Raw genomic sequence first — 13,806 nt, forward strand, 5'->3', positions numbered from 1 at the left:
GCATGCAATTGTCTACCTTCACCCGCCCCCTGCTATGGCTTGGCATCGCCCTGCTAGGCGGTCTGGGACAAGCCTTTGCCAGCAACAACGGCACGCTGGAACTGATGCAGGTGAATGCCTGCCGCGCCACCAGCAGTCTGCTGCTGTACCGCGGCGAAGGCTTCCAGAAGGAACACGCCCAGCGCATGGAAGAAGACCTCAACGCCCTCACTCGGGCTCTTTCCGCGCTCCCTGAACAGCCCCAGGCACTGCGTGCCAGCCATCAGGAACTTGTTACCCAATTACGCCGCGGTGTTTCCTTTGGCCACAGCGAAGATGATATGCCCTGGCGTTATCCGGAAGAACTGGCCGGAGCCCTGCGTGGTTTCCTCACCGCCACCCGCAGTCAATATGTGGATGGCACCCCACCGGAAGCCGCCATCAAGGTCGAATACCTGGCCGTGCAGTACCTAAGCCGTGCCTACCTGGGTAACTTTGAAATTGCCCGCGAGCAACCGGATAACTACCTCGGCCAGGATGAGCGCGTACTGCTGCCAGCCATCGAAAACGAATTGGCTGAACTGGATGCCAAGAGCAATCCGGCAGTCGCCAAGCTGAAGACCCGCTGGCACTTCCTGAAGAACGCCCTGGGCGACATGAATAGCCAGAGCAACGCCCTGGTGAGCAGCTCCGGACGGCCCTTCGCCCCCATGGTGGTTGACCGCCATGCCCGCTCGCTGACCAACCAGTGGCTCAGCCTGCAACCGGTGCTTGCCAACAACGGCTACTAACAGACCGTTGCAAGCCAGCCAGTCTCCAGCCCGCCGTCCGGCGGGCTGTCTGTTTCAGGCAGGCAAAAAAAACCCCAAGCTTCTATGGGGAGAGGGAAGCTCGGGGTTTAACTCTGGACCGCTAGGGCGTGGCCCAGATTCTGCCAACACTAAAAACACTGCCAGGAGCATCGAAGGCCTTCACCAAAGGCATTCAGTGAATCAGACGGCCTGACAACGCATTGGTTCAGCGAATGTTTAAATCAATTGGTTATTAAACATCCGCACCCTATGCAAAGAGGCGTTTTCAGTGTGCCTCGTCCCAGTTGTCGCCCACCCCGGCCTCGACCAGCAACGGCACGTCAAGCTCCGCTGCACCGCTCATCAGCGGTAGCAGGCCAGCCCTGAGCGCCTCGACCTGATCTTCGCGCACCTCCAGCACCAGCTCATCGTGTACCTGCAGGATCACCTTGGCATCCAGCCCAGAGGAGCCCAGCCAACTGTCCACGGCGACCATCGCACGCTTCATGATGTCCGCCGCGGTGCCCTGCATGGGTGCATTGATCGCCGTACGCTCGGCGCCTTTGCGCAGTGCCGGGTTCTTCGCCTGGATGTCCGGCAGGTACAGGCGACGGCCGAACAGGGTCTCGACATAGCCCTGCTGGCTGGCCTGCTCGCGGGTGCGCTCCATATAGGCCAGTACGCCGGGATAGCGGTGGAAATACACGTCGATATAAGCCTGCGCCTGCTTGCGGTCGCAGCCGATCTGCTTGGCCAGGCCGAAGGCGCTCATGCCGTAGATCAGACCGAAGTTGATCGCCTTGGCACTGCGCCGCTGGTCACTGCTGACCTGCTCCAGCGGCACGCCAAACACCTCGGCGGCGGTCGCCTTGTGCACGTCGCGGCCATGCCGGAAGGCATCCAGCAGGCCTTCATCCTGCGCCAGGTGAGCCATGATGCGCAGCTCGATCTGCGAGTAGTCGGCGGCCAGCAGCTTGTAGCCCTTGGGCGCGACGAAGGCCTGGCGGATGCGCCGCCCCTCGGCGGTGCGGATGGGGATGTTCTGCAGGTTCGGGTCGCTGGATGACAGGCGCCCAGTGGCCGTAACCGCCTGGTGGTAGCTGGTGTGGATGCGCCCGGTGCGCGGGTTGATCTGCTCCGGTAGGCGGTCGGTGTAGGTGCTCTTCAGCTTGCTCAGGGAGCGATACTCCATCAGCAGCTTGGGCAAGGCGTGCTCCTGCTCGGCCAACTCGGCAAGTACCGCCTCGGCGGTGGATGGCTGCCCGGTGGCAGTCTTGCTCAGCACCGGCAGGCCGAGCTTGTCGTAGAGGATCGCGCCGAGCTGCTTGGGTGAGCCGAGGTTGAACTCCTGGCCAGCCAGATCAAAGGCCTCACGTTCCAGGGCTACCAGGCGCTCGCCCAACTCGACGCTGTGCTCGCCAAGCAGCCGGGCATCCACCAACGCACCGTTGCGCTCGATACGCGCCAGCACCGGCACCAGCGGCATCTCGATGTCCTTGAGCACCTTGCTCAGGCTTGGCGTGGCCTGCAGCTTTTGCCACAGCGTCTGGTGCAGGCGCAGGGTCACGTCGGCATCTTCTGCCGCATAGGGCCCAGCCTGTTCCAGGGCGATCTGGTCGAAGGTCAGCTGCTTGGCACCCTTGCCGGCAATGTCCTCGAAGCGGATGGTGCTGTGCGCCAGGTACTTCTTCGCCAGGCTGTCCATATCGTGACGGGTCGCCGTGGCGTCGAGCACATAGGATTCGAGCATGGTGTCGAAAGCCACGCCCTGCACCTCGATCGGCGTGGTCGCGTGGGCCAGTACATTGATGTCGTACTTGGCGTGCTGGCCGACCTTGGCCTTGGCCGGGTCTTCGAGAATCGGCTTGAGCGCGCGCAGCACGGCGTCGCGGTCCAGCTGCGCCGGCACGCCCATGTAGGAGTGGGCCAGCGGCACGTAGGCGGCCTCGCCAGCCTCGACGGCAAAGGACACGCCGACCACCTGGGCCTGCTGCGGATCGAGACTGGTGGTCTCGGTGTCGAAGGCGATCAGCTCGGCGGCTTCCAGCTTCTTCAGCCAGGCGTCGAAGCGGGCCTGCTCCAGCACCGTCTCATAGCGCGACTCGCTGGCCGGTGCCACGAAGCTCTCAGCCGCAGCAGGCTCGGGCGCATCGAACAGACCGCCGCTCGGCGCCGGCACCGTGGCCGGGCGGGCCTTGGGCTGCTGGCGCTGCAGCTCGTCGAGCCAGCCCTTGAATTCCAGCTCGCTATACAGGGCGACCAGCGCCGCACGGTCCGGCTCGCCGGGATGCAGGTCGTCGACGCCGACGTCCAGTTCGACATCGGTCTTGATGGTCGCCAGTTGGTAGGAGAGGAAGGCCATCTCCTTGTGCTCGGCGAGCTTGGCCGGCAGCGTCTTGGCGCCGCGGATCGGCAGCTCGGGGACCTTGTCCAGGCTGGCGTAGAGCACGTCGAGGCCGCCGCCGACGCCGACCAGCAGGCCCAACGCGGTCTTCTCGCCGACACCCGGCACACCGGGGATGTTGTCGACCTTGTCGCCCATCAGGGCCAGGTAGTCGATGATCAGCTCGGGGCCGACGCCGAATTTCTCGCGCACACCCGCGATGTCGTAGACGCTGCCAGTCATGGTGTTGACCAGGGTGACATGCGGGCAGACCAGCTGGGCCATGTCCTTGTCGCCGGTGGAAATCACCACGTCACGGCCCAGCGCGGCGGTCTGCCGGGCCAGGGTGCCGATCACGTCGTCGGCCTCCACACCTTCCACGCACAGCAGCGGGTAACCGAGGGCGCGTACAGCGGCATGCAGCGGCTCGACCTGGCCGCGCAGCTCCTCGGGCATCGGCGGGCGATGCGCCTTGTAGTGCTCGAACATCGCGTCGCGGAAGGTCGGACCCTTGGCGTCGAACACCACGGCGAAGGGGCTGTCCGGGTACTGCTTGCGCAGGCTCTTGAGCATGTTCAGCACGCCCTTCACCGCGCCGGTTTGCAGGCCCTTGGAGTTGGCCAGTGGCGGCAGGGCGTGGAAGGCGCGGTACAGGTAGGAGGAGCCGTCGACCAGAACAAGCGGAGCGTGGGACATGCGAAGAATCAACCTATTGGCAGGGGCTTGGCGCTAGAATCAGCATATCAGCCACAGAAAGGGACAAGGTTACCATGCGCACACTCCACCGCCTGACTCTCGCCGCCCTGCTGGCCTGCAGCACGCTGCCGCTGCTCGCCGAAGACGCCCCCAGCGGCGAGCCGGAGGTCACCATCCGCCAGGAAGGCGACAAGACCATCCAGGAATACCGGGTCAATGGCTTCCTCTACGCCATCAAGGTCACGCCGAAAGGCGGCAAGCCCTATTTCCTGGTACGCGCCGATGGTGAAGCACACTGGATGCGCTCGGACAAGCCGGACATGCTGATCCCGCAATGGGAAATCTTCAGCTGGTAATGGCGCATGTCGGTTTACACCCCCCTGCAGCGTGATGTGCTGGAAGCGTTTCTCGCGCCCTACCGGCTTGGCCGGCTGAAAGCGTTCCGCGGTATCGCCGAAGGCACCGAGAACAGCAATTTCTTCGTCAGCCTGGAGGCCGGCGAATACGTGCTGACTCTGGTCGAGCGCGGCGAGCAGCACGATCTGCCCTTCGTGGTCGCGCTGCTCGCCCGCCTGCACCAGGCACATCTGCCAGTAGCTTTTGCCATCCCTGCCGCTGACGGCCAGGCTCTGCGCGAACTGGCCGGCAAGCCGGCCTTGCTCCAGCCACGCCTACCGGGACGCCACGTGCAACAGGCCAATGCCCAGCACTGCAGGGAAATCGGTGGTTTTCTCGCACGCCTGCACCTGGCTACTGCCACAGCGCCGCTGCACAAACCCAGCGACCGCGACCTGAACTGGATGCACGCAGCAGGCCTGCAGCGGCTACCACAGCTGTCAGGCCAGGCCCGCTCACTGCTGCAAGACAGCCTGGCCGAACTACCGGGCCTGGCCAGCGTGCTGGATGAACTGCCGCAGGCCAACCTGCATGCCGATCTGTTCCGCGACAACGTGTTGTTCGACGGCAACCAGCTGTCCGGGGTTATCGATTTCTACAACGCCTGCAGCGGCCCGATGCTTTACGACCTGGCCATCGCCCTGAATGACTGGTGCAGTCGCGCCGACGGCAGCCTCGATCACGCCCTGAGCCAGGCCCTGCTGGCCGGCTATGCCGCTGTACGGCCCCTGCACACCGACGAGGTCACGTACTGGCCGCGCATGCTGCGCCTGGCCTGCCTGCGTTTCTGGCTCTCCCGTCTGCTGGCTGCGGAGCAACCCAGGAGCGAGGCGGTGCTGGTCAAAGACCCGGCAGAATTCCAGCAACGCCTGGCGCAACGTTTTGCCAGCGCCCCGCCCAACCTGCCGCTGGCCTTGTAACTAACCGGCGCTCTGCGGCCGATAGCCGAGGCGCACGCCGCCCCAGTGACGCCCGTTGACCCACAGCGGCACCGACAGATCGTGCATCAGCTCGCCCGTATCGCGGCTGTAGGTCTGCAGGAGCAGACGCTGCTGGTGGCTGCCGCAGCGTCGTCCGGTTCGGTCATTGAACAGGCGCTTGCTCCGACAACGCAGCATATCCTGCGCCAGGTCACCGGTTGGTGGCTGGGCAAAGGCCTGGTTATGGGTCGGCACATAGCCTTCTGGCGTCGTGGCGATGGCATAGACCAGCGCCGGATGGCGATCCAGCAACGGCTCCTGCAAGGCAGGCAGCACCTCATCGGTATAGGCATCGAAACGACTGTGGAAGCGGGTCGGCTGGCTACCGGGAATTGCTTGTAGCTGGCGATCAAACAGCTCCGCCGCACTGATCCGACCACTCGCCAGATCAGCCTCGAAGCGTGTTGCGATGGCTCGGGCAGCCTGTTCGGCCAGCTCCAGCATGCCCTGGTGATAGTCATCCAGGGCCACCGCTGCCAACTGTTCACTGCTCTGCTCGGCAGCATCCAGCAAGCGCTGCGCCGCCTCGGCCAACTGGCTGATCTGGGTTCGGCTGGCAGTGCTGTCCTCGCGCAACAGGCGGAGGTTTTCCCCCTGTTCCTGCAGGCGCCGCTGGCTATCCGCGCTGGCCTGCGCGATACCGGCCACTTCACCTTGCAGCGCCTGGCCGTGCTCGGCTATTTCCAGCAATTGCTGGCTGGCCACACCTACCTCCTGCGCCGCCTGCGACAAAGCACTACCCTGCGCCTGGATATGCGCGGCCACTGCCGCACTCTGCTCACTCATCGCCGCACTCATGCGGGCCACCTCGGCACTGGCAGCGCTGGTATGCCCGGCCAGGCTACGCACCTCGTCCGCCACCACGGCGAAGCCACGCCCCAGGTCACCGGCCCGGGCCGCCTCGATGGCCGCATTCAGCGCCAGCAGGTTGGTCTGGCTGGCTATCGCGCCGATCCGTGCAGTGAGCTCACGAATTTGCCCGCTACGCTCGGTCAGCTCGCCAATCAATCCTTCACTCTGCCCGCTCTGGCTGGCCAGGTGCTGCATGCTCTGGCTGGCCTGCTGCAACAGCTGACGGGCCGCATCACTCTGCTGGCTGACCTGCTCAACCTGGCGCGCCGCCGTGGCCGCATTATCTGCCTGCAACAGGCCGCTCTGGGACAGTAGATCGGCCACACCACTGGCCTCGCTGGCCTGCTGCACCTGTTGCTGGCTGCGCACCGCCAGCTGCTTGGCAATAAAAGCCAGTTCCGCGGCCGCCAGGGCATTGCGGCTGGTGCTCTGCGACAGGCTGCGACTGAGCTGCTGCAGGGCACCCTCTTCGGCCGGTACCGGCGTCTCGACACATCCCTCCTCATGACGCTGCCAGGGCCCGAGCCAGGGCCACAGGGCCAGCAGCAGGTAGGACGGCAGGCTGACATACCAGGGCAACTGGAACTGCAGGTAAAGCAGCATCAACCCAGCCAGAGCCAGGGCATGAATCAGGCAGGACCAGGGGTAGCGGACAAACGCCGAACGCATCGGATACCTCGCAGTGCCAGGAACGCAAGCAGCCCGGCAACGATCAACACCCGGGCCTGCTAAGCATAGACACCACTGTAACGGTCAGGCAGCGGCAAACTGAACCCTGCCTCAGTCGTAGAGCAGTCCTGGGCGACCTTGCATCGCCCAGGACGGCATGACTCACACCGCCTCTTCCGCCATGGCTTGCTGGATAGCGCGCTTGCGGCGCTCCTCGGCGCGCCGGGTGAAGTACCAGGCCACGAAGGTGAACAGCGAAACCGAGAGCAGGATGAGACTAGCCACCGCGTTGATCTCCGGCTTGACCCCCAGACGCACGGCAGAGAACACCTCCATCGGCAGGGTAGTGGCACCAGGGCCGGACACGAAGCTGGCCAGCACCAGGTCATCCAGCGACAGGGCAAAGGACATCATGGCCCCGGCCGCCAGCGATGGCGCGATCATCGGAATGGTGATCAGGAAGAACACTTTCCACGGCTTGGCACCGAGGTCCATGGCCGCTTCCTCGATCGACAGGTCCAGCTCGCGCAGGCGCGCCGAGACGATCACCGCGACATACGCCGAGCAGAAGGTGGTGTGGGCAATCCAGATGGTCAGCAGGCCACGCTGCGCCGGCCAGCCGATCAGTTGCGCCATGGCCACGAAGAGCAGCAGCAGCGACAGACCGGTGATCACTTCCGGCATGACCAGCGGTGCGGTGACCAGGCCGCCGAACAGCGTGCGGCCCTTGAAGCGGGTCACCCGGGTCAGCACGAAGGCTGCCAGGGTGCCCAGCGCGGTAGCGGCGATAGCCGTGTACAGGGCCACTTCCAGCGAGCGCAACACCGAGCCGATCAACTGGCTGTTGTCGAGCAGGCCGAAGTACCACTTCATCGACCAGCCACCCCACACGGTCACCAGCTTGGAGGCGTTGAACGAGTAGATGACCATGATCAGCATGGGCAGGTAGATGAACAGCAACCCGACCCACAGCATGGTGGAGGAGAAGCTCCAGCGTTTCATGCGCGCTCCTCCATGTCCTTGGCCCGGCGTGAGGATTGAGAGCCGGTTGAACCGAGGCTACGGTACGGCGACTTCATGGCAGTCATGCTCTGCCCTCCATTTCCTTGGCCTGGTTACGGTTGAACAGGATGATCGGCACCAGCAGGATCGCCAGCATGACCACCGCCAGGGCGGATGCCACCGGCCAGTCGCGGTTGTTGAAGAACTCCTGCCACAGTACCTTGCCGATCATCAGCGTCTCCGGCCCACCAAGCAGCTCGGGGATGACGAACTCACCCACCACCGGGATGAACACCAGCATGCAGCCGGCGATGATGCCGTTCTTCGATAGCGGCACGGTGATACGCCAAAAACTGTTGAAGTTGCGCGAACCGAGATCAGCCGCCGCCTCCAGCAGGCTCTGGTCATGCTTGACCAGGTTGGCATACAGCGGCAACACCATGAACGGCAGGTACGAGTAGACAATGCCGATATACACGGCCAGGTTGGTATTGAGGATCTGCAGCGGTTCGCTGATCAGTCCCAAGCCCATCAACAGGCTGTTGAGCAGGCCGTTATTGCTGAGAATGCCCATCCAGGCGTAGACACGGATCAGGATGGCCGTCCAGGTCGGCATCATGATCAGCAACAGGTAGACGGTCTGCATTTCCTTGGGCGCCCGGGCAATGGCATAGGCCATCGGGTAGCCGATCAACAGGCAGAGCAGGGTGCTGACGAAGGCAATCTTCAGCGATCCCAGGTAGGCTGCCAGATACAGTGCGTCCTCGCTGAGGAATACGTAGTTGCCGAAGTTGAGCAGGATGGTCAGCTGGTTATCGGCCCAGCTGAACACGTCGGTATAGGGGGGAATGGCCACATCTGCTTCGGCAAAGCTGATCTTCAGGACGATGAAGAACGGCAGCAGAAAGAACAGGAACAGCCAGACGAAGGGCACGCCGATCACCGCATGCCGCCCCTTGGGCAGATAGCGCTTGAGCTTGCTCAGTTTCATGATTGCAGTACCACGCCGCTGTCGTCTTCCCAGTACACCACCACCGGATCATCCCAGGTCGGACGCTTGCCACGTCGCTCGGCATTGGCGATGAAGCACTGCACGACCTGACCCGAGCCCAGCTTGACGAAGTACACCGAGTGGCCGCCCAGGTAGGCGATATCGTGCACGTGGCCCGCGCACCAGTTGTACTGCGGATGCTCATGCTCAGCCGGCAAGCTGGTGGCCATCAGCAGTTTTTCCGGGCGCAGGGCATAGGTGAGATGCCGGTCTTCGGCACGCGTGGAAATACCATGGCCGATATAGATCGGCTGGTCCAACTGGGGGCAGTTGATGATCGCGTGGTCCGCATCGTCGGTGGTGATCTCCCCTTCGAACAGGTTGACGTTGCCGATGAATTCGCAAACCAGCCGGCTGGCCGGTGTCTCGTAGATATCCACCGGGCTGCCGATCTGCGCAATCCAGCCGTGGTGCATGATGGCGATACGCTGGGCCATGGTCATGGCTTCTTCCTGATCGTGGGTCACCATCACGCAGGTCACGCCGACCCGCTCGATGATCTCCACCAGCTCCAGCTGCATCTGCGAGCGCAGCTTCTTGTCCAGCGCGCCCATCGGCTCATCGAGCAGCAGCAGCTTGGGGCGCTTGGCCAGCGAGCGGGCCAGGGCCACGCGCTGACGCTGGCCGCCGGACAGCTGGTGCGGCTTGCGCTTGGCGTACTGGGTCATGTGCACCAGCTTGAGCATCTCCGCCACGCGCGCATCGATCTCGGCCTGTGGCAGCTTGTCCTGCTTGAGGCCGAAGGCAATGTTCTGCGCCACACTCATATGCGGGAACAGCGCATAGGACTGGAACATCATGTTGATCGGCCGCTCATAGGGCGGCAGATCGGTAATGTCCTCGCCATCAAGGAAAATACGTCCCTCGGTAGGGCGTTCGAAGCCGGCCAGCATGCGCAGCAGGGTCGACTTGCCTGAACCCGAGCCACCCAGCAGCGCAAAGATCTCGCCCTTGTTGATGGTCAGCGAGACTTCCTCGACGGCCACCGTCTCGTCGAACTTCTTGGTCACCCGCTCGATCTTGACCAGCACCTCCTTGGGTTGCTGGGCGCCCTCGAGGGCTTTCTTGTAGGCACTGGAGGCAACAGCCATGAATTGGAACTCCCGAAGAAATACGGCCCGGCCATGGCCGGGCAACACTGTCACTTGCCCGACTTGACCTTGGTCCAGGCGCGGGTCATCTGGCGCTGTACCTTGGGCGGTAGCTCGGCGGAGATGTACAAATTATCCAGCACCGCTTGCGGAGGGTAAACGGACTCGTTGCTTTTCAGCTGCGGATCCATGAACTCCCCGGCAGCCAGGTTGGGGTTGGCATAGCCGACATAGTCGCTCACCTGGGCAATCACCTTGGGTTCCAGCAGGTAATTGAGAAAGGCATGGGCCTCGGCCACGTTGCTGGCATCCGCCGGAATGGCCAGCAGGTCGAACCACAGGTTGGCGCCTTCGCGGGGGATACTGAAAGCAATCTCCACGCCCTTGCCGGCCTCCTCGGCGCGGTCGGCGGCCTGCAACACGTCACCGGAGAAGCCGACGGCTACGCAGATGTTGCCGTTGGCCAGGTCGGCGATGTACTTGGAGCTGTGGAAATAGCGCACATGCGGACGTACAGCCAGCAGCAACTGCTCAGCCCGTGCATGGTCGGCAGCGGCGTGGCTGTTGGGGTCCAGCCCCAGGTAGTTGAGCGCTGCGGGAATCATCTCGTCGGCGGAATCGAGGAAGGACACGCCGCAACTGGCCAGCTTGGCCATATTCGCCGGGTCGAAGACCACCGCCCAGGAATCAATTTCGTCGACACCGAGGACTTCCTTGACCTTGGCCACGTTGTAGCCAATGCCATTGGTTCCCCACAAATAGGGCACCGCATAGCGGTTGTCCGGGTCATTGACCTGCAGCTGCTTGAGCAACTGCGGATCGAGATGCTGCCAGTTGGGCAGCAGACTGCGGTCGAGCGCCTGGAAGGCACCCGCTTTGATCTGCTTGCCGAGGAAATGGTTAGAGGGCACCACCACGTCATAACCACTGCGGCCAGCCAGCAACTTGCCTTCCAGGGTTTCGTTGGAGTCGAACACGTCGTATACCGGCTTGATCCCGGTGGCCTTTTCGAAGTCCTCCAGGGTGGTCTCGCCGATATAGTCGCTCCAGTTGTACACATGCACGCTGGAGGCTGCCTGTGCGCCGACTGCCAGGCCGAGGCCTGTCAGCAACCCCAGCAGTTGCTTGCCGATACGAGTGGTCATGGAGTTGCCCTCTTGTTGTAGGAATACGGGGAAAACCGCGGCAACAGACCGGCCTGCCGCCACGCACGGGCGGTATCCAGACGGATGGACTGCAGCATGCGGCCTCCTCGGCCCGGGCTAACCCCGGGCCGTGCGGGTTGTCCCTGGCGGGACAGACCCGCCAGGCCTGTCGCGGGTTACTTGCCGGACTTGATGGTGGTCCAGCTACGGGTCATTTGGCGCTGCACCTTGGCCGGCAGGTCCGGGAAGGTGTAGATCTTGGCCATGGTTGCCGCATCCGGGTAGATGCCCGGGTCGTTGCGGATCGCCTCGTCAAGCAGCGGGGTCGCCGCGGCATTGCCGTTGGGGAACTGCACGTAGTTGGTGATCTCGGCCATGATTTCCGGCTGCATCAGGAAATCGAGGAAGGCATGTGCGCCCGCGACATTCTTGGCATCGGCGGGGATGGCCAGCATGTCAAAGAAGCTGCCGGCACCTTCCTTGGGAATCACATACTGGATGTTCACGCCGTTCTTGGCCTCCTCGGCGCGCGACTTGGACTGATAGAGGTCACCCGAATAGCCAATCGCTACGCAGATGTTGCCGTTGGCCAGGTCGCCGATGTACTTGGAGCTGTGGAAGTAGGCGGTGTCCTTGCGGATGGAGAGGAACAGCTCCTCGGCCTTCTTCAGCTCGGCCGGTTTCTCGCTGGTCGGGCTGTAACCCAGGTAGTTCAGAGCCGCCGGGAGGATTTCGGTCGGCGAGTCGAGGAAGGACACCCCACATTCCTTCAGCTTGGCCATGTTTTCCGGCTTGAACACCAGGTCCCAGGAATCCACCGGCGCGCTGTCGCCCAGCACGGCCTTGACCTTATCGACGTTGTAACCAATGCCGATGGTGCCCCACATGTAGGGGATCGAGTACTGGTTACCCGGATCGCTGGGCTCCAGCGCCTTGAGCAGGTTCTCGTCAAGGTTCTTCCAGTTCGCCAGCTTGCTGCGATCGAGCTTCTGGAACACACCGGCCTTGATCTGCTTGGCCAGGAAGGGGTTGGACGGCACTACCAGGTCATAGCCGGAGCTACCGGCGAGCAGCTTGGCTTCCAGCACCTCATTGCTGTCAAAGACGTCGTAGACCACCTTGATGCCGCTCTGCTTCTCGAACTTGCTCAGGGTGTCCGGGGCGATGTAGTCGGACCAGTTGTATACGTGCAGCACCTTGCCATCGGCCTGCGCCATGGCACTGACACCAGCCGCCAGGCCGAGGGCCAGCAGGGTCTTAGCAAAAGTCTTGGTCATGCGGGGTAGCTCCATTGTCATTGGAAGTATCCAGGGGTGCGCCAGATGGCGACACACCCTCCGGTGAGCCTAGCCAAGGCACGGGGTCAAGTCTGGCAAGCAATGCCCGCCCACTCAAGCCCGCGCCTGCACCTCGGCCAAGGTCAGATCCAGGCACAGGCGCGCCTTGGCCACCAGTTCATCGATTTCCGCCGGGCTGATCACCAGCGGCGGGGCAATGATCATGGTGTCGCCTACGGCGCGCATGATCAGGCCATTGGCGAAACAATGCCCACGACAGATCATGCCCACTGCCCAGTCCGCCGGGTAACGCTTACGCTGCGCCTTGTCCTGCACCAGCTCGATGGCACCGAGCAGGCCCAAACCACGCACCTCACCCACCAGCGGATGGTCGGCAAGCTCACGCAAACGAGCTTGCAAATACGGTGCCGTTTCTGCCTTGACCCGGGCCACTACCCCCTCGTCACGGAGAATGCGCAGGTTGGCCAAGGCCACCGCCGCCGCCACGGGATGCCCGGAGTAGGTAAAGCCATGGTTGAAATCACCGGCCTGGTTGATGACTTCGAATACCTTGTCGCTGACGATCAACCCGCCCATCGGCACATAGCCGGAGGTCAGGCCCTTGGCGATGGTCATCAAATCGGGCTGGTTGCCGTAGTAGTCGCTGCCGAACCATTCGCCAGTCCGACCAAACCCACAGATCACCTCGTCGGCAACGAACAGGATGTCGTAGCGCGCCAACACCTCGCGGATACGCGGCCAGTAGCTGTCCGGTGGAATGATCACGCCACCCGCGCCCTGCACCGGCTCGGCGATAAAGGCGGCGACCTTGTCCTCACCTACTTCGAGAATCTTCTTCTCCAGCTGGTCGGCGGCCCAGATGCCGAACTCATCCGGGGTCATCTCGCCGCCCTCGCCGAACCAGTAAGGCTGCGGGATATGCACGATGCCGGGAATCGGCAGGTCACCCTGCTCATGCATGTACTTCATACCGCCCAGGCTGGCCCCCGCCACGGTGGAGCCGTGGTAGGCGTTCTCGCGGGCAATGATTACCTTCTTCTGCGGCTGGCCCTTGGCTGCCCAGTAATGGCGCACCAGACGCAGCATGGTGTCGTTGCCTTCCGAACCGCCCCCCGTGAAGAACACATGGTTCATGCCCGGCGGGGCAATCTCGGCAATCGCCTTGGCCAACTCCAGTACCGGCGGGTGGGCCGTCTGGAAAAAGGTGTTGTAGAAAGGCAGCTCGCGCATCTGCGCGGCGGCCGCCTCGACCAGTTCCTCGCGCCCGTAGCCGACCGCTACGCACCACAGCCCGGCCATGCCATCGAGGATCTTGTGACCCTCGCTATCCCACAGGTACACACCATCGGCCTTGGTGATGATGCGCGGGCCCTTTTCGGCCAGCTGCTGGTAGTCGCTGAACGGAGCCAGGTGATGGGCACGGCTCATGGCCTGCCACGCCTGGGTTTGCTGGGAATTGCTCGCTTGCATGCT

At 63.2% G+C, this 13,806-nt stretch carries 11 protein-coding genes; 3 read left to right on the plus strand and 8 right to left on the minus strand.

Features of this window, described 5'->3' with window-relative positions:
* Positions 1-2 precede the first annotated feature (2 nt).
* The gene (locus CW360_RS10815; protein WP_392527818.1) at positions 3-770 is read left to right on the plus strand and encodes a hypothetical protein; all 768 of its coding nucleotides are present in this window, start codon (positions 3-5) and stop codon (positions 768-770) included.
* Positions 771-1,056: 286 nt separating this feature from the next.
* Here CW360_RS10815 and polA read toward each other — a convergent pair whose 3' ends face one another.
* Positions 1,057-3,849, minus strand: a complete 2,793-nt coding sequence (gene polA / locus CW360_RS10820; protein ID WP_101193709.1) for a DNA polymerase I — start codon at positions 3,847-3,849, stop codon at positions 1,057-1,059.
* A 74-nt stretch (positions 3,850-3,923) separates the two neighbouring features.
* On the opposite strand from polA, the gene CW360_RS10825 reads away from it, so the two are divergent.
* Complete coding sequence (locus tag CW360_RS10825) at positions 3,924-4,205, plus strand: DUF2782 domain-containing protein (RefSeq protein WP_101193710.1); 282 nt, start codon at positions 3,924-3,926, stop codon at positions 4,203-4,205.
* Between the two features lie 6 nt (positions 4,206-4,211).
* A complete protein-coding gene (locus CW360_RS10830; RefSeq protein ID WP_101193711.1) occupies positions 4,212-5,165 on the plus strand; it encodes a homoserine kinase in 954 nt (317 codons plus the stop codon).
* Here CW360_RS10830 and CW360_RS10835 read toward each other — a convergent pair whose 3' ends face one another.
* From CW360_RS10835 to CW360_RS10865, 7 genes are all read right to left on the minus strand, one after another.
* Positions 5,166-6,746, minus strand: coding sequence for a methyl-accepting chemotaxis protein (locus tag CW360_RS10835; RefSeq protein ID WP_170307383.1), 1,581 nt, complete (start codon positions 6,744-6,746; stop codon positions 5,166-5,168).
* 162 nt (positions 6,747-6,908) lie between these two features.
* A complete protein-coding gene (locus CW360_RS10840; protein WP_101193712.1) occupies positions 6,909-7,748 on the minus strand; it encodes an ABC transporter permease subunit in 840 nt (279 codons plus the stop codon).
* Between the two features lie 82 nt (positions 7,749-7,830).
* Positions 7,831-8,712, minus strand: a complete 882-nt coding sequence (locus tag CW360_RS10845) for an ABC transporter permease subunit (RefSeq protein ID WP_165765286.1) — start codon at positions 8,710-8,712, stop codon at positions 7,831-7,833.
* Between the two features lie 23 nt (positions 8,713-8,735).
* Positions 8,736-9,890 (minus strand): polyamine ABC transporter ATP-binding protein, encoded by a 1,155-nt coding sequence (gene potA / locus CW360_RS10850; protein WP_093984436.1) that lies wholly within the window; start codon positions 9,888-9,890, stop codon positions 8,736-8,738.
* A gap of 50 nt (positions 9,891-9,940) precedes the next feature.
* A complete protein-coding gene (locus tag CW360_RS10855) occupies positions 9,941-11,035 on the minus strand; it encodes a polyamine ABC transporter substrate-binding protein (protein ID WP_101193713.1) in 1,095 nt (364 codons plus the stop codon).
* Between the two features lie 176 nt (positions 11,036-11,211).
* The gene (locus CW360_RS10860) at positions 11,212-12,312 is read right to left on the minus strand and encodes a polyamine ABC transporter substrate-binding protein (protein WP_093984434.1); all 1,101 of its coding nucleotides are present in this window, start codon (positions 12,310-12,312) and stop codon (positions 11,212-11,214) included.
* A 114-nt stretch (positions 12,313-12,426) separates the two neighbouring features.
* Positions 12,427-13,803: an aspartate aminotransferase family protein gene (locus CW360_RS10865; protein WP_093984433.1), complete on the minus strand. Its 1,377-nt coding sequence runs from the start codon at positions 13,801-13,803 to the stop codon at positions 12,427-12,429.
* Between the last annotated feature and the right edge of the window lie 3 nt (positions 13,804-13,806).

Origin of the sequence: Pseudomonas fluvialis (assembly GCF_002835605.1) — a bacterium.
Lineage (GTDB): Bacteria > Pseudomonadota > Gammaproteobacteria > Pseudomonadales > Pseudomonadaceae > Aquipseudomonas > Aquipseudomonas fluvialis.